Below are 19,647 nucleotides of genomic sequence, written 5' to 3' on the forward strand. Positions count from 1 at the left end.
GAGTGTACCCCAAGCGGATAGAAGGATATTCGCGAAAGGAATTAAGCCGGTTCAGCCGTCTGGCGGGTCTGCTGCGGGTGAGCAAGCAGTGCTTCCGGATTATACCCGGTACGAACTGAACGCTCTGCAACGAATTCTGGTCATTCTGATGGGTGGTGTACTGTTATTTGGCCTTGGTTACCTGTTCTATCATCACCTGCTTCTCTCTGTGCTGCTTGTGCCGGGTAGTGCAGCCGGCCCACGCCTGCTGCGCCAATACCTGCTCCAGCGCAGGCGCTCAGCGCTTAATCTGCAGTTCAAGCAGATGCTCTTCTCGCTCTCTTCATCGCTATCCGCCGGACGGTCGGTAGAGAATGCATTTCGCGAGGCTGTGCTTGATCTGCGGATGCTTGACCCGGAGGGCAGCGGTGACATGATCGCTGAGCTGAATATTATCTGTACCCGCATGGAGTACGGGGAGCCGGTAGAAGAGGCGCTGTATGATTTCAGCAAAAGGGCAGGCATGGAGGATGTGGAACGTTTTGCAGATGTATTCATGGTCTGCAAGCGGACGGGCGGTGATCTCGTGGAGATCGTGCGCCGCACTTCGACAATTATTGGAGAGAAGCTGGATATCCAGCAGGATATTGCGGTCAGTATTGCCCAGAAGAAATTTGAGGCCAAGGCCTTACTCGTCTCTCCGCTGATGATGGTGATGTTCATGAGCCTGACAGCGGGAGACTACATGGAGCCAATGTATACAGGTGCTGGAATAGCGGTCTCCACACTGGCGCTGATTGCCTTATTTCTCTGCTATCTCTGGACCTCCAAGATCATGGATATTCCATTGTGAAGAGAAGGGATGGATGACATGTCACTGTTATGTGCTGCAGTCATGCTTATCTTCACCGCCGGCTGGCTGATTCTGCGCTTCAAATGCGGCGGCCGCTACGCAGCGTTGCGTGAGCTGCCCATGGCAGGGCTCCGGCTGCGGTGGCTGGGCGAGCCAATCCTGCTGCTTGTGGAGAAGGGGAAGGTCGTTAGCCTAATCCCGGCAGTAATGTTCAAAATTCAGCGCTCGCTGCAGCGGATCTACGGCATGCGCCATAGCGCAGAAAGAACTTTGCTATTCATGGGAGAGATGCTTAGCTACAGCTTGCTGTTGATCACAGGAGGCAGCGTACTGACCTTGTTCACGGGTGAGCAGGCGGGAATCTCAATTGGCGGCCTCTTGGCAGTTCTACTTCCGGTTGCGATGGTCAGTGACCTGCACAAGAAGGTGCGGCTGCGGGAGCAGCTGATCCTGCTTGAATTGCCGGAGCTACTGAATAGTTTAGTTTTACTTGTTGGTGCCGGCGAGACGGTGCAGCGGGCGATTCTCCGCTGTGTCAACAGCCGCCTGGGAGACAACGCCCATCCGCTGTATGCTGAACTGCTGAAGATGACAGCGGAATGGGAAGGCGGCTATTCGTTCCAGCAGGCGTTTGAGAACTTCAGCAAGCGTTGTGCGGTGCAGGAAGTCTCCATCTTCACAACTACAGTACTGCTAAATTACCGCAGAGGCGGAGCTGACTTTGTTCTGTCGCTGCGTGATCTGTCACGGATGCTCTGGGAGAAGCGGAAGGCTATCAGCCGGACGCAAGGGGAACAGGCTTCCTCAAAGCTGGTCTTCCCGATGGTGGTTATCTTCTTGATTGTGATTGTGCTGGTGGGGACACCGGCGCTGATGATGTTAAAAATGTAGGAGGTAGAAGCATATGATGACGCTGTTTGCAGAAGGTGTGAGGAATTTTTGGAGAGATGAAGATGGACTGGGTACGCTCGAGATGATACTGATTATTGCGGTGTTGATTGCGGTAGTGCTGGTGTTCCGTGAAGAGATTGTAAAGGTAGTTAAGGACTTGATTAGTACTGCCGGAGATAAGAGTCAGGAAGTATTTGAGTGATCCCTCTACAGGAGGAGGAGGGAAGCTTCACAATCGAGGCTTCGCTCCTGCTGCCGATCATTATGTGCATCACAATGCTGCTAATGTTTTTCTCACTCTATAGCTACCAGAAGTCGATGCTGCTGCAGGTGGGCTCAGCTGCAACCGAGCGTGCGGCCTATAATTGGGAGAATAGCAACAGGGCGGTGGATGGGGAATTCGCAGCTGGCAATTATGATCCGCTGTACTGGAGAATCAGCGAAGATGGATTATTGGGGTCCTTGTTCGGAAAGAGTGCTCAGAATGGTAGTACGGCAATTGCACTGCCTGGTGAGGCGGAGGGTGGGGGCGAATTGCCCGTAGTGAAGCTGCGGCAAGCTTCGAAGATTGTCCCGTTGAATCTGACGGGTGAGCTTAGCTACACTTACGGATTCACAGGCCGCAAGATCAGCGCTGAATTAAAGAAGGTGCTGCGTTTACCTGTCTTGGATGAATTATTGGCGGATGAGGCGGTTCCCGAGGTGTCTGCCAGCTCCTATGTTACTGAGCCTGTTGAGTTTATTCGAACCGTAGACCTCATGCGTTACTACGGGTCCAAGTTCAAGAAGCATTCATCCGGCAGCAAGGAGGACACGGGCATGGAGAAGAAGAATGCTGCCCTCATGCTGGACAAGCTGCACTAAGCTGCCAAAATCTCGGCGGGACTGGTTCAGGGGATAGGGCCTGAGGGAGGTAATAACGGATGCAGCATTCCAAGGAATGCAAGTTGTTCAGCAAGCTTCCTAGCCCGAGCAGCTGCTGGAATTATGCTGGGCGGAGCGGAACTAGGAACAGAACTAGGAACAGAAGTAGGAACAGGACTAGCAACAGGGGGAGCGATAGTAATAGAACCGGAAGATTAGTGAGGTGTACCGTCAGATATCTGCATACAACTGAAGGATCTGTCTCCATTTTTCTGATTATGATACTGGCTTTCGTATTTCTTTTCACCACTGTGCTCATAGATTACGCGCGAATTGCGGCTGTGAATGTGCAGGAGGAACGTTTGGCGAGAGCAGGGGTCCGCTCCGTGATGTCCTCTTATGATATTACTTTACGGGACCGGTACGCTCTGTTCGCCTTCGGCGGTAACGATGGCAATCAGCTGCTGTCCAAGGTGCTGAACGATAATCTGTATGAGGGCGGGCGGGCAGATGCTTTTAATCTGCTGCCGGTAAAGCTGGATTCCTCTTCCCTGAACTGGAGCCGGCCGCTTGGCAGCTATGATATCTTCCGGCGGCAGATTATTGAAGAAATGAAGTATAAAGCACCTGTTGATTTCGCACTGGAGCTGGCAGGAAAGCTGAAACCCCTGTCTGCGGCAATGACGGAGGCTTCACAGACAACACAGATACTGGGAGACCTGCAGCCTTTATATACTCAGCGTGAGGAAGCGTTGGAACTTATGCTGCAGAAGAGAAGAGATGCCGCTGACAGTACAGTGAAGCTGCAGAAGCTTCTGATGAATCCTCCTGCTGATCATATATATCCTACTGAGCTGGGCTCCATTACTTCAGCAGCGGATATCCCGGCGATGTATAACGATTATTTTGCCAAGTATTACGAGGATTTGTTCCGGGATACTAAAAAATCGCCGAAGTACTCAGGTGTTCTATCGCTGTATAGAAATCAAGTATCTGATTTGATCAGCCGGATACCTGGTGTTCTGGCTGAGGTTCAGGCAGACCATAACTCCCGGTTACAGGAGGCCAGGTCAGCACTTACGAAGGCTGAGGATCTAAACCGGCAGATGAAAACCATGCTCGATCAGTCAATGGCTGACGCAGATCCAGCCGGAAATGATCCTGCGCGGAACTGGGACATCCCGGGGAGCGCGGAAGAAATGAATTCAGAGCCGCTCAGGAAGCTGAGGGAGCAAGCAGCAAGTCTTATTCTCCCATCCTCCGAGTTCAGTACTATGGACAATAATTTAGGGGAACAGGAACGGGCAGCAATGATCCTGGAGCCGGCAGTATCCGGATTACCAACCGTATTGAGTTCATTATCTGAATCATCTGGAGAGTATTCAGGCATGGTTACAGGTGTTCTGAATGCTTCAGGGACAGTTCATAGTTATATACAGAATTATGGCGAGCATGGATCCATTATTACAGCTGAGGCCGCGCAGATTGACGGCCGCCGGACTTCGGACAGCGGGCGCAGGCAAACGGAACAACAGGCGAAAACCAAGCTCGGGGAGGCCATGAAACTGCTTGATCAAATCCGCGGTGTGGGTGAAAGTGCGGGGGAAGCCATGGAGCGGTACCGTAGTCTGCGCCAATACTACGAGGAGAATGTCTCTTTCAATGAGGGTATTGAGCAGGACGCAGCAGCTACCGTGAATAGTGGTGATCAATATACTGCCGGAAAGTCATCGATGAAGAATATGGACGGCTTGTACACAGCGATGAGCAGTGTTCTGGAAGGTGCCAGGGACAGAATATATCAAACAGAGTATTCAGCAATGTATTTCCGTCATTTTGATCTATCCGCGCTGACTCCGCTGGCTTCCGGGTCTGCTGAAGAATTCGGAGAACAGCTGGGGGAACAACTCGATCCTCAGGCTCAGGAGCTGGAGTATATTCTGTATGGCTTCTATAATCCTGCCGGGAATGTAGCGGCGGCATATGGGGAGATCTTTGCCTTGCGGCTGGCCGTACGGACTATGGAGGGAATGATAGAGAAAGCCAGTCTGGGTAATCCGCTGGCGGTCTTGGCTGCTGCACTTTTGTATGGAGTTGAACAGGCTGTTCAGGACATGCTCCTGCTCTGCCGGAACGGGGAGATTCCCTTATCCAAATATATGACCGCGAAGCTTACCTATCGTGATCATTTGCGGCTGTTTCTTCTGCTGCATGGAGGAGGGGAGGCGCAATTGGCCCGGATGCTTGCACTTATCCGCCTGAATACCGGCACTGATCCGGCGGGTAAGTTCACGTATGCCTCAGCAGAGCTCACAATGAGCATGCCTCTGTGGTTTCTCCCTGGAGTAGTGAAGCTGGTAGATTATAGTGCAGGACTCTCCGGGGACGTCCGGGGCAAGAATTATTTCAGGAAAGTAGGGGCCGACTTTTCTTATTGAAGGAGGATTGGCTGAATGAAGCTCTGTCTGCGGAAATCGCCGGGCCCGCGTGATGAAGGCAGCATGGTTGTAGAGGCGGCGCTGGTTCTACCCATGTTTCTGTTGTTTGTCTTGTTCCTGATCTTTATTGTGCAAATGACACTATATTCCACGGCGCTGCAGAGCACGGTATCCGATACGGTTAAAATAGTCTCGGCGCATATGTATCCTGCGGCTTTGGCCGCACAGCAATGGGATGCTGCAGGTGAACCAGAGAACACAGATTCGTCCGCTGGCTCTGCCTCCCCGGATGTATGGAGTATTCCGCGGTTGTCGCTTGCCGAATGGAGCGAGAATTATGTAAAAGAGCTTCCTGAACCTATGGAATCTTGGGTCAGCGCTGCAATCCAGCAGGGAGAAGGACCGCTCCAGAAGATGCAGGCCGGAGCTTCCGAGGCCGTACTGGATATAGCACTTAAGCCTATGCTGAAGCCGTATCTGTCTTCGGACTGGCTTGAATACAGCCGGATTCATGTGTCTAATGTAACCGTCCCTGATCTGAATAAAGGAACACATCCCTACTTCGGGCTGGTAGTCAGCTATGACTTGCCGATGAAGGTCCCGTTCCTGAATCAAAAGATTGTACTTGAGGCCAGTGCAGTCGAACGCTTATGGATCGGCAACACAGATGTATCCGGAGATGGTGCTGCGGCCGGACCTGATGAAGAAACAGGCATCATTGTCGTCCTGGAGAAGCCTAATCCGGGCGTGGCGAACCATCAGGGCCTGATGAAGGTTAAGGTGCCTCCGGGTGCTTCGGCGAACCTGGCCATTTTTTACAAAAGCGGTCAGAGCACAGCCAAATATCTGGGCTGGAAGCAGGCGGATGAGAACGGATATATCGAATGGGAATGGAAGATAGGCGTAAATACAACACCGGGGACCTGGCCCTTCGTTATTTGTTTGGCTGACGGCACCACCTTGGAGGCTACTTTTACAGTTGTGAAATAACTGAAGTTTACGGGAAGGGGAGTGCGGATGACAGAATGGGCTTTTTGGGGCTTCCTGCCGTTCCTGACAGCAGCATTATTCACAGATATACGCTGGATGAAGATCCCTAACTGGATTACATTGCCTGCACTTGTTGCGGGGATATCCCTGCAAGTGATTATGAACGGCCGACATGGACTGCTCTTATCTCTGTGCGGTGCAGGTTCGGGGTTTCTGCTGCTGCTGATCATGTATTTCATCGGGGCAGTGGGGGCTGGAGATGTTAAGCTTTTTGCCGGAATTGGTGCCTGGACTGGTGTATTGTTCTCCCTGCAGGTAATTGTGTATTCTGTGCTGTTGGGAGCCGTTGTCGGCTGGATCATGATTCTCTTCAGGCGGGAAGCAGGCCGGAGGGTACGCGGTGTGTTAAGCAGAACAGCGGGATTCCTGCTGCTCCGTAATACGGATATGTTCAAAAAAGGGCAGGGGACTGACCTGCTCCGGTTTCCTTTTATGCTGGCTGTTTTTCCGGGATTTATCTGTGCGTATTATTATTTCTGACTTGAGGTTTGGAGTTATAACAGCTCAGGAGGTGAAGCTGCTTGTTTGGACTGGAACGTGATTTCGTGCAGCAGGATGGGATAACGATGCTGCTCGGCAAGCCAGAGGGGTTGGCGGCAGGAGAGCTTAACATGGTTCAGGCCCGCATGCTGATGAACACAGGTATTCCGCATCATCTGCGGCTGTTGCTTAGAGAGATAGACCTGCAGGTGACACTGGAATATACCGTATCAAGACGAAAAATGCTGGGGGCTCTGCTCAAAAGTGAGAGGCTGAGCATGCTGGAATTCTTCGGGCTGCTGCTGCAGATCGCTGCAGGAATGGAGGAGGGGCGCCTGTATATGCTGCGTGCAGAGCAGTACGCGTTGCATGAAGACTACATCTTCATTGAGGGTCCATTAAACAGTGGAAAAGTGTTCCTTACCTACCTTCCGCTGCAGCATACAGAATCAGCTGTAAGTCCGGGGAAGTCACTCAGATCGCTGATCATGGTTTTTATGGCGGCCATCCACGAGCTGTCCGGTGACGGAATGCAGCGGCTGCTGCAATACTGCGGGGAGGAGGCTTTCAGCCCTGCAGGGCTTAAGGAACTATTAGCAGAATTGCTGACAGGGGCAGACCAATACAGGGCTCCTCCGGAAGCCATGGGGCTGGTTCAGGGGAAGCTGGCAGGAGCGCCGATTCGGTCAGCAGACAGAATGGAACAGCCTCCGCTCCGTAATCTGGAAGAGCCAAAGACGGCTTTCCCGGGAAGAGCAGCCTTCGCGTGGGAGCAAGAAGATAAAGACACAGTGACTCCTGCTCCTGGACAGGCGCCAGATCAGGCTCCATGGATGAGCGGCGCACCGCGGCTGAAGCGGAAGGATGGGGGAGCAACCGGAGAACAGCTGAGGCCTGATATGCCTGAACAAACCCTCCAAGCTGCTGTGGACGGAACATCATCGTATCGGACGTATATTGTACTTGGTGCAGTGCTGTGCGATGCGTTGTTATGGAAGTTTCTCTATTTAAATAATCCCTTGATGCTTTGGCTCGCGGTCTGTGCAGCAGTAACTCTGGGGATGGCAGTTGTATGCTGGATGGTGTGGAGCGGTAGGATTACCTGGGGCGGATCTGCTGAAGAGGAAGAATTTTTGGAGGAGGGGACAGAGGAACGGAAGGGTGCAGGCCGGCAGCTGAGGAATGAGCTGGAATGGGATTTTGGCAGAAATCCTGTAGCGCCGCTCCGGACTTCAGCTCCCGCTAATATGCGTTCAGAACAAGCAGTATCTGCTGAAATCTCTTACCCAAGGGTGACAATGGCAGGCGGACAGGGTACAGCCCCGGAGATTGCGGAGGGCCGCCTTCATGTGAAAGAAGCACCTGCTGCTGTAGCTGCCACAGCGCTGCTTATCCGGGAACCGGAACCGGTCAAAGGGGGCGGGCTCTCATCATGCGGGCGGGCAGCTCCTTATCTGGAAAGAAGCGAGGCGGATGCTGGCGGAACTCCTGAGAGAATTGAACTGAACCGCCCCAGCTTCATTATTGGCCGCTCTTCAGAGGTTGCCCAGTATGTAGAGACATCTGAAGGGGCATCGCGGGTACACGCCGAAATTTCCAGAAGCTCCGGCGGGTATATCCTGAAGGATCTGGACTCCAGGAACGGCACGTTTCTCGCTGGTGAGCTTATGGTTCCTTATAAAGAGTATCCGTTGACCGAAGGAACGGTGTTCACGATTGTTAAGGGCTGTTATACGTTTCACACTTGAGATTTCAGCTGTTCAAGCGCCGGCTGCAGGGTTGGAAAGGTGAATGTGAAGCCGATATTCACTGCTTTGGAAGGAAGTACGCGCTGTCCCTCAAGCAGAATTTCCGACAGCTCACCTACGGCAGCCTTCAGCAGAAATGCAGGGACGGGGAACCAATGCGGACGATGATAGACTTTGCCGATCATCCTTCCGAATTGTTCGTTCGTAACCGGCTGCGGAGCAGTAGCATTAACAGGACCTTTGATCTCAGGATGAAGAATGCAGAATTCGATTAGCCGGACGATATCTGTCAGGTGAATCCAGGACAGCCACTGCTTGCCGCTACCGATTCTGCCGCCGAAACCAAGGGAATAAGGCAACTTCATTTTGGGGAAAGCACCGCTCTCATTGCCCAGCACAACGCCTGTGCGCAGTTTGACCAGCCGGCAGCCGGAATATGCTTCATCGGCAGCCTCTTCCCAGGTCTTGACGACTTCTGAAGGGAAGTCTACAACGCGGGTTGGAGAGGATTCATTATAGGTATCCTGCCGTGAAGTCCCGTAAATGGCGACAGCAGAGGACTGGACAACTACCTGGGGCTTATGCTGCAGCGACTGCAGCAGCTTCCCTGCTGCGGTAACGGTTTCCAGCCGCGATTTCATAATCGCCAGCTTGCCGCTTTGAGTCCAGCGCTGGCTAAGGGAAGCTCCGGCAAGATTAACCAGTGCATCTGCGCCTTCGGCAGCTTCGGGATTTGATTTCAGACTGTCCCAGGTAAGATAGCTCAGACCCGGATGAGATCGTGGGTTCGCCGGAAGCTTGCGGCCGACACTGATGAGCTGATGCCCGCTTTGCAGCCAATATTCGGTCAGCTCGCTGCCGATGAAGCCGCTGCCTCCGCAAATGATATATTTCATAGGGGGTGCTCCTGTTCTGGACGCCTGACCATGGCGTGACCCTGATTAGCAGTTATTTGACTAAATGTTTATAAGGTGTGTAGTCGATGCCGTTCTTTTCCAGGAAGGTAACCAGAAAGCGGTTGTCGCGCCGTGGTGTAGCTATAATATAGCCTTTGATGCAGTGCTCGCGGGTTACCTCCGGAGCGTTGCTCTCCACAGCAATTCTGCCGATCTCGGCAGCAATGGAATGTTTGGCGATGTCGCGGAAGGGGCTGGGTACCGGCTGAACCAGCTGGTCCAGAAAAGCCTTCATCTCGTCGCTCCATAGTGGACGGCTGCGTTCTACCCAGTAATTCTGCCAGTCCAGCTTGGACTTGCCGTCAGCCTTGGGCAGTACCTTCAGAAATTTGCGGAACATAAAATAGCCGCCGATGCACATACAGCCCAGCAGTAAAAAGGTCCAAAATGCGATGGAATTCATAAACCAGTTGCTCGGAGCTGCAGATAACAAGCTTGAGGGTGAATGAAAATGCATGTATACACCGCCTTTGACAATGATGATTGTCACTTTCCTTTTACTCATCTAAAGTATAGCGTATTTCCAAAGTTTTGCGAAGCGGAAGCAGCCTTCTGGGGCTTGCCTAGATTTATTTTCCCGATCACGGTAGAATAAGGGTTAATTCGTGAAGGAAAGAGGGAAATAGGCATGCTGAAAATAGGTTCACATGTGTCCTGCGCGGACAAGGGTCTCCTGAGCGCGGCCAATGAAGCAAATGAGTACGGATCTACCTCGTTTATGATATATACGGGAGCGCCGCAGAATACGCGCCGTAAGCCAATTGAATCGATGTTCCCTGAGGAGGGGAAGCTGGCTATGGCGCAGAATGGCGTCGAAGAGATTGTGGTTCACGCCCCATACATTATTAACCTGGGCTCCTACAAGGAAAGCACCTACCAGCTGGCAGTTGATTTCCTGCAGGAGGAGATCCGCCGTACCCATGCGCTTGCCGTTAAGCATATTGTCCTGCATCCGGGTGCATTTACCGATAAGGATGCCGAATATGGCATTCAGCGTATTGCAGACGGACTAAATGAGGTCCTTGGCGGTACGAATGAGACGGAAGTGCATATTGCTCTGGAAACAATGGCCGGCAAGGGAACAGAGGTCGGACGCAGCTTCGAGGAGATTGCTTCCATTATCGATAAGGTCGTACATAATGAGCGGTTGTCCATTTGTCTCGACACCTGTCACATTCATGATGCCGGATACGATATCGTGGGCGATCTGGATGGCGTGCTGAAGAAATTCGATGATACCATCGGCCTGGGACGGCTCGGCGTTATCCACATTAATGACAGCAAGAATCCGCGGGGAGCGGGCAAAGACCGTCATACTCCGATCGGCTCGGGCTATATTGGTTTTGAGACGATCAACAATGTCGTACATCATGAAGCACTGGCGGGTCTGCCGTTCATTCTGGAGACCCCGTGGATAGGCAAGGATGCCAAGAAGCTTCGTCCAATGTATGAAGTGGAAATTGCTCTGCTGCGCGGCAATGTGGCTGAACGTTTCGGAGCAGAATTCCTGCAGGAGCTGGAAGAGCTGCATGCTTTTTTTGCCAAACAGGAGCTGGACTCCCGCCGCTATGTGCTTGATGTATGGGAATTGCTGAAGAATGATGCCAAAGCGAAGAAAGCCGATCCCCGTGAGCCGCTGGAACGTCTCTATGATCAAGTAATTGCCGCCGGATTATTCCCTCAGCTTAGTGAGGAAGCCGTCAACCAGCGGCTGATCGCCTGGCTGGCAGGCAAGCAGCTGCTCGTGAACGCTTAATCCAACAACAGATTGCGCAAGCAGATGAGAGGATGGACGGAGAAATATGGAGTTACATGTGAAAAGAGATCATTCATCAGGCAGTCAATATCCGGACCGGGCGCGTATGCTCATTTCCTGTCCCGACGGGCCGGGTATCGTAGCGGCTGTGTCGCATTTCTTGTACCAGCATGGTGCGAACATTGTGCAGTCGGATCAATATACGATGGACCCGGACGGCGGAATGTTTTTTATGAGAGTGGAGTTTGACCTGCCTAAGCTGAATGAACGGCTGGAAGAGGTGCGTACGATCTTTGGCGGCGTTGCCGAGCGCTTCAAGATGAACTGGCAGATCTTCAATGTAAGCCACAAGAAGCGGCTGGCGATCTTTGTATCCAAAGAGGATCACTGTCTGGTGGAGCTGCTATGGCAGTGGCAGGCCGGTGATCTGGATGCGGACATTGCTCTTGTGGTCAGCAACCATACGGACATGCAGGCTTATGTTGAATCCTTCGTCATTCCTTTCCATCATATTCCGGTTACGGCGGATACGAAGGAAGCCGCAGAGAAACGTCAGCTTGAGGTGATCGGTGATGATATCGATGTGATCATTCTGGCCCGGTATATGCAGATTATCTCCCCTTCGTTCATCGAGCATTACCGGCACCGGATTATCAATATCCACCACTCGTTCCTGCCGGCATTCGTCGGTGGCAAGCCGTACGCTCAGGCGTATCAGCGCGGGGTCAAGATTATCGGCGCTACTGCCCACTATGTGACTGAAGAGCTGGACGGCGGTCCGATTATCGAGCAGGACGTGCAGCGGGTCAGCCACAGTGATGATGTGAACGAGCTTAAGCGCATCGGACGCACCATTGAACGAGTAGTTTTGGCCCGTGCAGTGAAATGGCATATTGAGGACAGAATTCTCGTGCATCATAATAAAACAGTAGTTTTTAATTAAGCAGCGAAGCTTTCCAGTTAAACTATTACAACCACTCCGGTAAAAGTCAGGAATCACACGGATGCATATAACATCCTTCCGGCCTGATTTTTACCGGCATCATCTTCAGCCGGGAGCTTCTCCCGCAGCCTCAAGCTATACAACAACCTCACAGTAATAATCTAATACACTTCTCACCACGACAGGTAAAAAAGCATTTTACCGGCATTTTGGATCTTAAGCCAAAATGTATTTTGTTATGTGCAGATTTCACATTCAAAGGGGGTAAAGGGCTTGTCATCACAACGCGGACATTTATTAAAACGCAATTACATCTTTGCCTTCCTCATCCTGACCACCGGCTTCGGCGGACTGCTTGGCTATGATCTCTATTTCAAACCCTATGTACTCTCTCAGACTGTCGTCAAAATCAAGGTGGATGGCGGAGGCTTTTTACCGAAAAATTATGAGCTGAAGCCCGGAGATCTCTATCTGGATTCCGTGCAGACCAAAGACATTCCGGCTGGTGTCATCCGAAGCCTGGATCAGGTGGAACGGAAGATTACGAATGTGAATCTGACGGATGGCAGTATTCTGACCGAATCACTGATTGATGTGAGCAATCTGGAGCCGCAGCAGGATGAAGGGATTTTCCCCATACCCAAAGAGGCGATCTATGCCATTAACGGTTCTCTCCGCAGCAGAGATAAGGTGGATATTTATCTGGTCGAAGGGGATTCGCCGGTTAAGGACCGGACAGGCTATAGCCCGGCAGCTGGGGCAGCAGAAGCTTCTTCAGGAATGAAGGTTTCAGGACCGGCATCTGCGGTGGATGAGGAAATTCAGCCGGCGCTTCCCGGCCGCAAAGCATTTCTCAGCGGAGTAACCGTGAATTATGTGCGCACCGAAGACAACAATGATGTGCTGGATTCGGAGAATGGCAACAATAATAACCGCTTTACCTCGACCGGCAAAGTGGCGGCACCGGAGCTGAAGCTGAAGAAGAGCGACGGGGAGCTGATGGGGGCATATCTGGAACAGGGCAAGAAGCTGTGGATCGTAAGAGTGGAGTAGCAAAGTGAAGCAGAAGGGAGGAGGGATGAGCTTGAAAATATTCAGTCTGGGTATGGATCAGCTGACAATTAATGAAATAAAGCTTGCCGGATTTACGGTCATTGCCCAAAGCGTGCTGCCTGAGCCTGCGCAGGCCGGAGGACATCTGCTGATGGTGACAAGCGAGCAGGTACCCGTATCTGGACTCAGCGGGCTGCGCCGGAGTTATCCGGATTCCAACATTTTGTATGTATATCTGCAAAAAGGGGTGAGGGGTTATCAGGCTATTCATATGCTATGTGAGAGCCTGGGGATCTTCTTCATGCCTCCGCGTTCGACCTCATCGGCTATTATCGATAAGCTGCGCTACATGCTTGAGGATGAGCAGGCAGAGCGGGGGAATCTGATTGGATTCTTCGGGTCCGGGCCGGGCATTGGCTGTACAAGTGCAGCTAAGCTATTCGCCAGACGAATTGCGGCTTCGGGGCTGCGGGTAACCGTGCTGGGTCTTGATCTGTACGATCCGGGTTATGACCGTAAGACAGCAGTCAGCCTGGACAGGCTGCGGCCGCGGATTACCGGCAAAATGCTTCACGATGAGGACTTTGCCGGGTTTGTGAAGCAGGAAGGATATTCGTATCTGCCGGGCAACTTCGATTATTTAAGCGCTCAGGACTATCAGGAGGAGGAGATCGAGTATTTGCTGGACAGAGCAAGTGACAATGCCGATGTGGTGGTGGCTGATTTTGGGTCCATTCCGGAAAGTGCCGCCTGGTATGTGGGCATGCAGAAATCCGTCCTGCGGATGATTGTAACGCATCCCCGTCATGAGTACAGGCTACAGCCTCTGATGGAGCTGGCCGGGCATATGGATCTGCATCCGCAGGATTTCCAGTGGATCATTAACCGCAGCAATGTAGAAGAGCTGACCTCTTCCAAGAATCTGGCGCTGCGCTTTGGCAGTGAGATCCTGCTGGAGCTTCCATATTACCAGCCTTTCCTGGAGAGCCTGCCGCTCGGCAAAAAAGAACTTCAGCATTTAGACGATAAGGTTCATGCGCTGCTGGTCTCGCTGGGTCTGGCTTTGGAAGTCCGAAAGAAGGGGATATTTCAATGATTGAATATCCGGATGAAGCTTGGCTGCTGAAGCAGGGACGCCCTTCATCAAGATGGACGCCGCGGGACCCTGAGCATGGAAGGCGGCAGGAAGAGGAGGACGGGAGCGAACAGTTAAGGTTGTCGGAGGCTACTGAGAACAGGCGGCTTTTCTCACTGAAGCAAAGTGTGCTCCGTACCAGCAAACCCGGCAAGGAAGACTTCTACAGCTTTCTGCAGAAAATGAAAAGTGAAATGAACGCCGGACTAGAGCGTGAGGATGACAGCTATTTCGAGCTAAATGCCAAGGCATTGATTGGTGATCCGCAGGCAGTCAGCTTTTTCATGAACGAGATCGAGAAGTATTTGCGCCGTACCCCGTTTACGGGCAAGGTGCCGGAGGCTTACCGTACAGCGGCAGAGGCGCTGTTCCATGAATGGAAAGGGTTCGGACCCGCTTACCGCTGGTTCACGGACCGGGCTTATAGTGAATCAACCGGTCTGCAGATGATCGGACGGCAAATTTTCTATAACCACCAGGGCAGGTTTGTAGCTTATCCGTATGAGATGCCTTCGCTGGATCGTGTAGAGCAGCTGAAGCGATCTCTGTTGAAAAGCGATCCCAACAAAAAGCTGAACAAGGATAATCCTTCGGTGGAATTCAAAATGGATGATCCCCTCTGGCCGGGGCGGTTCATCCGGCTAGCCATCTGGGTATCGCCACGGGTCTGGGAAGGCTTCACCACCATATCCCTGCGCCGCCAGGTCGTCGAATTTCTGGATCTGGATGATCAGGCCGGCACGGAATGCATCCCTGCGGAAGCGATTGAACTGATCCGTGCGCTTACGGGGACGTTTCGTAATACGATTATCGCGGGTGCCGTAGGCTCGGGTAAAACCACTTTTGCCAATACAATTGTCGGTGAGCAACTGCTCGGTTCCTCCTCCTGCATGGGAGTGGTGATGATTGAGAAGCATCCGGAGTCTATTCTGCCATATCAGATCAAGGGCCACCGGATCATTCCGATCCAGGCATCCAATGAGGAGCTGATGGAGGTCGGCGTGGAATCGTTGCGGCATGACCCGAACATTCTCTATATGACGGAGATGCGTTATAACGAATGGGAATTCTATCTATGGAGCGGCGAAAAGGGCTATGACGGCATCACCGGAACCTTTCATACCGTGGATTCGGAGGATATTCCTTACCAGGGCGCATTTGCCGTATCTACACGGATTGGCGGCAGCCTGAAAGGGCATTTAATCTCAGCGCTGAAATCCTGTGAGCTGGTCTTTATTCTGGAAAGTGTGCCCGATGGGAAGAAGCGGCTCTCGCGGATATCCGAGGTTTTTTATGAGGAAGCCAGCAACTCGGTATTCGCTAATGATCTGATGCGCTGGGAGCCGGAGCAGTCGGCCTGGAGCTATAATGACAAGCTGACGCCGGGGCTGATGGTGAAGATGAAGAAGAAGAATGCGCGGGCCACGCGGATGATGCTGCAGGAGCTTGGACATCTCGCTGCCCAGAAACCGATGGTGGGCCCGCTGAAGGAAAGCTTGAAATCCAGGATTGTTTTGAATGAATGAGGGGGGAGCCTGTGGCGCTGCTGTACTATATCATCCAGTTTGTCTTTCATTTACTGGTCGCGGGCGGATTATGGCTATTGGTGAAGCCGCTTATTGAGCGGCATTTATCGCAGTGGGGACAAAAGATGGATTTCCGGATGAACCTGAGGATGAGTCTGTTCGGCAAAAAAGTAAGCATGATTAATAAAAGAATGTGGCTATACCGCCATCTGGATGATTTGCTGTATTTTGCCCATAAGCGGTATGAGCCGGGAATCAGTGTTATGCGTTTTGTCACTCGTTCAGGCATGCTGTTCACGGGGATATTTCTATCGGTTCTGCTGACTCTGCGGGAGCTGCCGGGACATATGAGCTTTAATAATCCTTTCCTGGAGGGGATTGTGTTAAATGAGGGTACAGCTGTGCAGGACGCTTGGCGGCTCCCGCTGTTTCTGGCAATTCTCTCGGCAAGCATTCCATACTTACGGATGAGGTATACCTATGTTCAGAGGAAAGTGCGGGGGAGCTACGATCTGCTCGATGTGATCAAAATCGCCACCAAATTCACTCATTTATCTGCGGATTCCATTCTGTCGAGGACCAGTGATTTGCTGGCCGGGGATAATGTGCTGAAGACTCCCTTGAAGCTGCTTGGAGCGGCGTTTGCCAATTACAGCAATGAACGGGAGCTGAATGAGGAAGCGGGGCGTTTTGCCGGAGCGATCGGAACGACCTTTGCCGTAGAATTCGTATCGGATCTGCTCTATTGCGAGAAGGAAGGCACACGTTATCTCAAAAGCTCGCTCATGATGCTTAACCGCTCCATGGAGCAGCAACGGGAGACGATTCTGACGGTCAAAGCAAGCAGCAGGGATGCGATTAGCCTGGGGCTGTACGGAAATCTGGTTGTGCTCGTTTCTTCGGTTGGAACATTTATGTATATGCTGAAGCCAGACGTCTATTTCAAATTGCAATTTGAGACTACAGTTGGCCTTACATTTATGATGGTCATCATTGCGGGAATGTTCATCTCGTTCATGATCAGTACCATCCTCGCCAGGCCCAAGCTGGACTACCACTAAGGTGATGAATAATGGATAGATTACTACTTTTAATAGCTGTAACAGGTATTGTGTATCTCGCTCTATTGGTTTTTGTCAGCAGCAGCAGCCGTCAGGAACGTTATGTACTCCGTCTCGGTGTGAAGTGGAAGGCCTTTGGGGAACGGGTGCAGAATGAACGGCTGCAGCACTTGCTGAATCAGAGCGGTCTACCCATATCAGCAGCCAAAATCACACTGTTCCGGTACTCGGCGGCGCTGATTTATCTGCTGGTGCAGACGGCAGGTGACTTCGTACGTTCAGAGCCTTTATCTATCTATGATCCGCTTATTGCTGCGCTTATTCTCCTGATTACCAGTCCGCAGCGGGTTCTGCCGCTTGGCTGGCTGCTGATCTGGCTGCATCAGAAGACACTTATTCAAAAAGACGGGGAGCTGATTTCCTTCATCCGTCTCTATGAGAATAACCGGCTGCGCAAGCGCGGGTATGTGGAGTTTGGAGCTTTTTGTGCAGGGACAGCCAGCCACTTCAATTATATCCGTCAGGATCTATATGAGCTCTCGGAAAGGGCGGTAGATGAGGGAACCGAGCGTGCGATTGAATGGTTTTGCGGAAAATTTCCCGAGAACCACGCTTTTATCAACGATATCCGTTCGATTCTGCTGGCGACGGAGGGCATGGATGATGATCATGAAGCAGCGAATTATTTACGGGAGCAGGGCAAGATTATCACCAAAATATCGAGCGACCAATATTTGAAGAAGTGGTCCTTCATCGGCGATGTATCGACCATCATTAATGTAATTCCGTCTATCGCTACCTTCCTGATGATTGTATGTCTGGCTATGCAGTACATTATGCTGATTAAGGGCAATTTTAGCGGTGTGGGGATGTTTCAATGAGTGAATTTTTGTATATTCAAACAGCAATTAAAAATATAAAATAAAAAGGGAGATATTAACAATGAAAAAGGACGCTATTTCTACTGGTTTATTTATCGCTATCGGATTTCTGTGTGTGGCTATCGTAATCGCAATACTGATTCCTGTCGTACGGGACGTAATCGACGATGCAGATGATAACAGACCGCTCATTCCGGCGGTTAGCCTGGTTAAGCCGTCAGGCTCGGGTGTGGATGCGGCAGGACATAAGTTAGTTGATTTCCTGGTTTAACGGAGATGAAGAAGGACTCGATTTCCGTCGCACTGTTTCTGGCTATTGGCTTTGTGATTGCGGGAATTTTTATCGCCGGGGCAACAAGTATTATCGGCGGCAGCCAGGATGATATCATTACCCATGTCAAAGCAGTTGAACAGTATTAAAAGGAGGCGCTGCGCTTGAAGGCAACCGTCCTCCGGGCATTGTTTATGTGGCTGGTGCTGTTCATTATCCTGCAGCCGATTTTTACGTATATTGATTATCTGCTGGATTTGCAGGTCAAAGCCAACACATCCTATATCACACAAAAGGCCGCAACGGAAGGCATGGTTACAGCCTCTATGCGAGGCGAGGTCATCTCGAACCTGAAGGCGGTCGGTTTTCCGGAGAGCTCTATTGAAATTACTAGCAGTACGGAAATGATTCTTGAGCGCAAACAGCGGATAGATGTGTATGTAACAGCACCAAGGGTAAACCTGTTTCCCTACAATTTCTCCGGCGTATCCCAGCCGACAAGGTATTATGGGCACGGCTCGATCATGAGTGAATATCTCGATTAATTAAGGGATGAAGCTAACCTATGGATTATATTATTAAGCTGGCATTTGTCCTGCTGATCTTTATCTACTCCTGGTTTTTTCAAATTCAGAATCAGGAGTGGGACATCATGCGCAGTATGCTCAAGGATGCTAACAATATGGCGGTTCACGATGCATCACAGGAGTTGAACGAAGCAGCGCGTGCACAAGGACGGTTGGTTATTGATCCTGATGAAGCCTATGCTACCTTCCGCCACACGCTGCAGAATAATCTGGGACTGGACGACGGCTTATCCCCCTTAGCGGGGAGCCGACTCCAGGCTCAAGTGAGGATCGTCAAGTTCGATATTGTGGATGAATCAACGGGAAATACGTTTCCCATGCTCTATGAAGACCCTGCTTACGGCATCACCAAATACATACAGGGACCATCGGTCATCGCAGTTATTCAAACGGAGCATCCGGTCCTGATCTCCAGAAACAAAGTACAAGAAGCAATTACCGTGCCGGCGGTTCAAGAATATAAGCTGAATCATTAGCCATATGAGCTTCGGCGGGTCCTGACCCAACTACTACAATTAAGGGAGAGTTCGATTATGAAAAAGACGATGCTCAGCAAGACAATGGTGGGGAGAACAGCTGTAAAAGCCTTACTGGCAACAGCATTGTTAGCCGGTGTAATTGTAGGTCAAGTTGGGCCTGTCAGTGCAACAGCTGCAAAGCCGACGGCGGCTCCGATTATGAGAGATAATCTTTCGAAGTATGGGTTGGTGAAAGATGTGGAGCTGCCAGTGACGGTTACGGCCGGGGGACTGAGCTATACATTGGAGAAGATTATGATTTATGATTTTAATTCTAAAGATGCAATCAATTTGAGAAAAACATATAAATATGGCGAAGAATCATCGCTTATTTCAAAGCCTACCTATTTTGTTTGGACAAAGATAACAATAAAAAATAATAGCAAAAAAATAGTGAGTAATGATAAAAACGGAGAATACTGGGTATTGAGCTTTAAAGGATTGGTATCAGTTGATCCTGTAAGAAATTGGTCACGCATTAAAAAGCCAAATGATAAAATGGCTCTTAATAGTTTTATTCTTAAGCCAGGGGAACAATTATCAACCTATCAAGCTTATATGTATGGCAACACTGCTTTCGATCATTTTGCTATTCGTTTGTACTTCGATGGTCAATTCAGCGAAAAATTCGTAGTGGAAGAACTGTAAGGAGGAAGT

The 19,647-nt window shown here is 51.1% G+C and carries 22 protein-coding genes; 20 read left to right on the forward strand and 2 right to left on the reverse strand.

The window, feature by feature from the left end:
• Window positions 1-40: 40 nt before the first annotated feature.
• The 8 genes from R50912_RS06105 (at window position 41) to R50912_RS06140 (ending at window position 8,303) form a co-directional block, all read left to right on the forward strand.
• On the forward strand, window positions 41-832 hold the full coding sequence (locus R50912_RS06105) for a type II secretion system F family protein (RefSeq protein ID WP_042241704.1): 792 nt from the start codon (window positions 41-43) through the stop codon (window positions 830-832).
• A 9-nt stretch (window positions 833-841) separates the two neighbouring features.
• Window positions 842-1,723, forward strand: a complete 882-nt coding sequence (locus tag R50912_RS06110) for a type II secretion system F family protein (protein ID WP_042233211.1) — start codon at window positions 842-844, stop codon at window positions 1,721-1,723.
• A gap of 13 nt (window positions 1,724-1,736) precedes the next feature.
• Window positions 1,737-1,925 carry a Flp1 family type IVb pilin gene (locus R50912_RS06115; protein ID WP_042233214.1) on the forward strand — a complete coding sequence of 63 codons (189 nt, stop codon included), beginning with the start codon at window positions 1,737-1,739 and terminating at the stop codon, window positions 1,923-1,925.
• The gene (locus R50912_RS06120) at window positions 1,922-2,587 is read left to right on the forward strand and encodes a TadE family protein (protein ID WP_042233216.1); all 666 of its coding nucleotides are present in this window, start codon (window positions 1,922-1,924) and stop codon (window positions 2,585-2,587) included. Before R50912_RS06115 ends, R50912_RS06120 begins: the two co-directional genes overlap by 4 nt.
• A gap of 362 nt (window positions 2,588-2,949) precedes the next feature.
• On the forward strand, window positions 2,950-5,025 hold the full coding sequence (locus R50912_RS06125; RefSeq protein WP_197073043.1) for a hypothetical protein: 2,076 nt from the start codon (window positions 2,950-2,952) through the stop codon (window positions 5,023-5,025).
• 15 nt (window positions 5,026-5,040) lie between these two features.
• Entirely contained in the window at window positions 5,041-6,015 is a 975-nt protein-coding gene (locus tag R50912_RS06130) for a TadE/TadG family type IV pilus assembly protein (RefSeq protein WP_042233217.1), read from the forward strand.
• A 27-nt stretch (window positions 6,016-6,042) separates the two neighbouring features.
• Complete coding sequence (locus R50912_RS06135; RefSeq protein ID WP_042233219.1) at window positions 6,043-6,555, forward strand: A24 family peptidase; 513 nt, start codon at window positions 6,043-6,045, stop codon at window positions 6,553-6,555.
• 41 nt (window positions 6,556-6,596) lie between these two features.
• Entirely contained in the window at window positions 6,597-8,303 is a 1,707-nt protein-coding gene (locus R50912_RS06140; RefSeq protein ID WP_042233221.1) for a DUF6382 and FHA domain-containing protein, read from the forward strand.
• Here R50912_RS06140 and R50912_RS06145 read toward each other — a convergent pair.
• Window positions 8,294-9,199 carry a TIGR01777 family oxidoreductase gene (locus R50912_RS06145; RefSeq protein WP_042233223.1) on the reverse strand — a complete coding sequence of 302 codons (906 nt, stop codon included), beginning with the start codon at window positions 9,197-9,199 and terminating at the stop codon, window positions 8,294-8,296. The two genes, R50912_RS06140 and R50912_RS06145, sit on opposite strands and share 10 nt — an antisense overlap.
• 52 nt (window positions 9,200-9,251) lie before the next feature.
• Window positions 9,252-9,716, reverse strand: a complete 465-nt coding sequence (locus R50912_RS06150) for a DUF2621 domain-containing protein (RefSeq protein WP_042241709.1) — start codon at window positions 9,714-9,716, stop codon at window positions 9,252-9,254.
• Between the two features lie 171 nt (window positions 9,717-9,887).
• Between R50912_RS06150 and R50912_RS06155 the strand changes: the two genes are divergently transcribed.
• From R50912_RS06155 to R50912_RS06205, 12 genes are all read left to right on the forward strand, one after another.
• Window positions 9,888-11,015, forward strand: coding sequence for a deoxyribonuclease IV (locus R50912_RS06155; RefSeq protein ID WP_042233225.1), 1,128 nt, complete (start codon window positions 9,888-9,890; stop codon window positions 11,013-11,015).
• Window positions 11,016-11,061: 46 nt separating this feature from the next.
• A complete protein-coding gene (purU, locus tag R50912_RS06160) occupies window positions 11,062-11,958 on the forward strand; it encodes a formyltetrahydrofolate deformylase (protein WP_042233227.1) in 897 nt (298 codons plus the stop codon).
• 273 nt (window positions 11,959-12,231) lie between these two features.
• Window positions 12,232-13,011: a hypothetical protein gene (locus tag R50912_RS06165; protein ID WP_042233229.1), complete on the forward strand. Its 780-nt coding sequence runs from the start codon at window positions 12,232-12,234 to the stop codon at window positions 13,009-13,011.
• A 31-nt stretch (window positions 13,012-13,042) separates the two neighbouring features.
• Window positions 13,043-14,107, forward strand: a complete 1,065-nt coding sequence (locus R50912_RS06170) for a CpaE/TadZ family protein (RefSeq protein WP_042233231.1) — start codon at window positions 13,043-13,045, stop codon at window positions 14,105-14,107.
• Entirely contained in the window at window positions 14,104-15,672 is a 1,569-nt protein-coding gene (locus R50912_RS06175; RefSeq protein ID WP_042233233.1) for a P-loop NTPase family protein, read from the forward strand. Before R50912_RS06170 ends, R50912_RS06175 begins: the two co-directional genes overlap by 4 nt.
• 11 nt (window positions 15,673-15,683) lie before the next feature.
• Entirely contained in the window at window positions 15,684-16,733 is a 1,050-nt protein-coding gene (locus R50912_RS06180) for a hypothetical protein (protein WP_042233235.1), read from the forward strand.
• A gap of 11 nt (window positions 16,734-16,744) precedes the next feature.
• Window positions 16,745-17,614: a hypothetical protein gene (locus R50912_RS06185; protein ID WP_042233237.1), complete on the forward strand. Its 870-nt coding sequence runs from the start codon at window positions 16,745-16,747 to the stop codon at window positions 17,612-17,614.
• A gap of 61 nt (window positions 17,615-17,675) precedes the next feature.
• Window positions 17,676-17,885, forward strand: a complete 210-nt coding sequence (locus R50912_RS06190; protein ID WP_042233239.1) for a hypothetical protein — start codon at window positions 17,676-17,678, stop codon at window positions 17,883-17,885.
• Window positions 17,886-17,890: 5 nt separating this feature from the next.
• Window positions 17,891-18,034 (forward strand): hypothetical protein, encoded by a 144-nt coding sequence (locus R50912_RS34785; protein WP_156118554.1) that lies wholly within the window; start codon window positions 17,891-17,893, stop codon window positions 18,032-18,034.
• A gap of 15 nt (window positions 18,035-18,049) precedes the next feature.
• Window positions 18,050-18,430 (forward strand): hypothetical protein, encoded by a 381-nt coding sequence (locus tag R50912_RS06195; RefSeq protein ID WP_039296416.1) that lies wholly within the window; start codon window positions 18,050-18,052, stop codon window positions 18,428-18,430.
• A 20-nt stretch (window positions 18,431-18,450) separates the two neighbouring features.
• Complete coding sequence (locus R50912_RS06200) at window positions 18,451-18,948, forward strand: hypothetical protein (RefSeq protein ID WP_042233240.1); 498 nt, start codon at window positions 18,451-18,453, stop codon at window positions 18,946-18,948.
• Window positions 18,949-19,005: 57 nt separating this feature from the next.
• On the forward strand, window positions 19,006-19,638 hold the full coding sequence (locus R50912_RS06205) for a hypothetical protein (RefSeq protein WP_042233242.1): 633 nt from the start codon (window positions 19,006-19,008) through the stop codon (window positions 19,636-19,638).
• The last annotated feature ends 9 nt before the right edge of the window (window positions 19,639-19,647 follow it).

Source organism: Paenibacillus sp. FSL R5-0912 (assembly GCF_000758605.1).
Taxonomy (GTDB): domain Bacteria; phylum Bacillota; class Bacilli; order Paenibacillales; family Paenibacillaceae; genus Paenibacillus_AQ.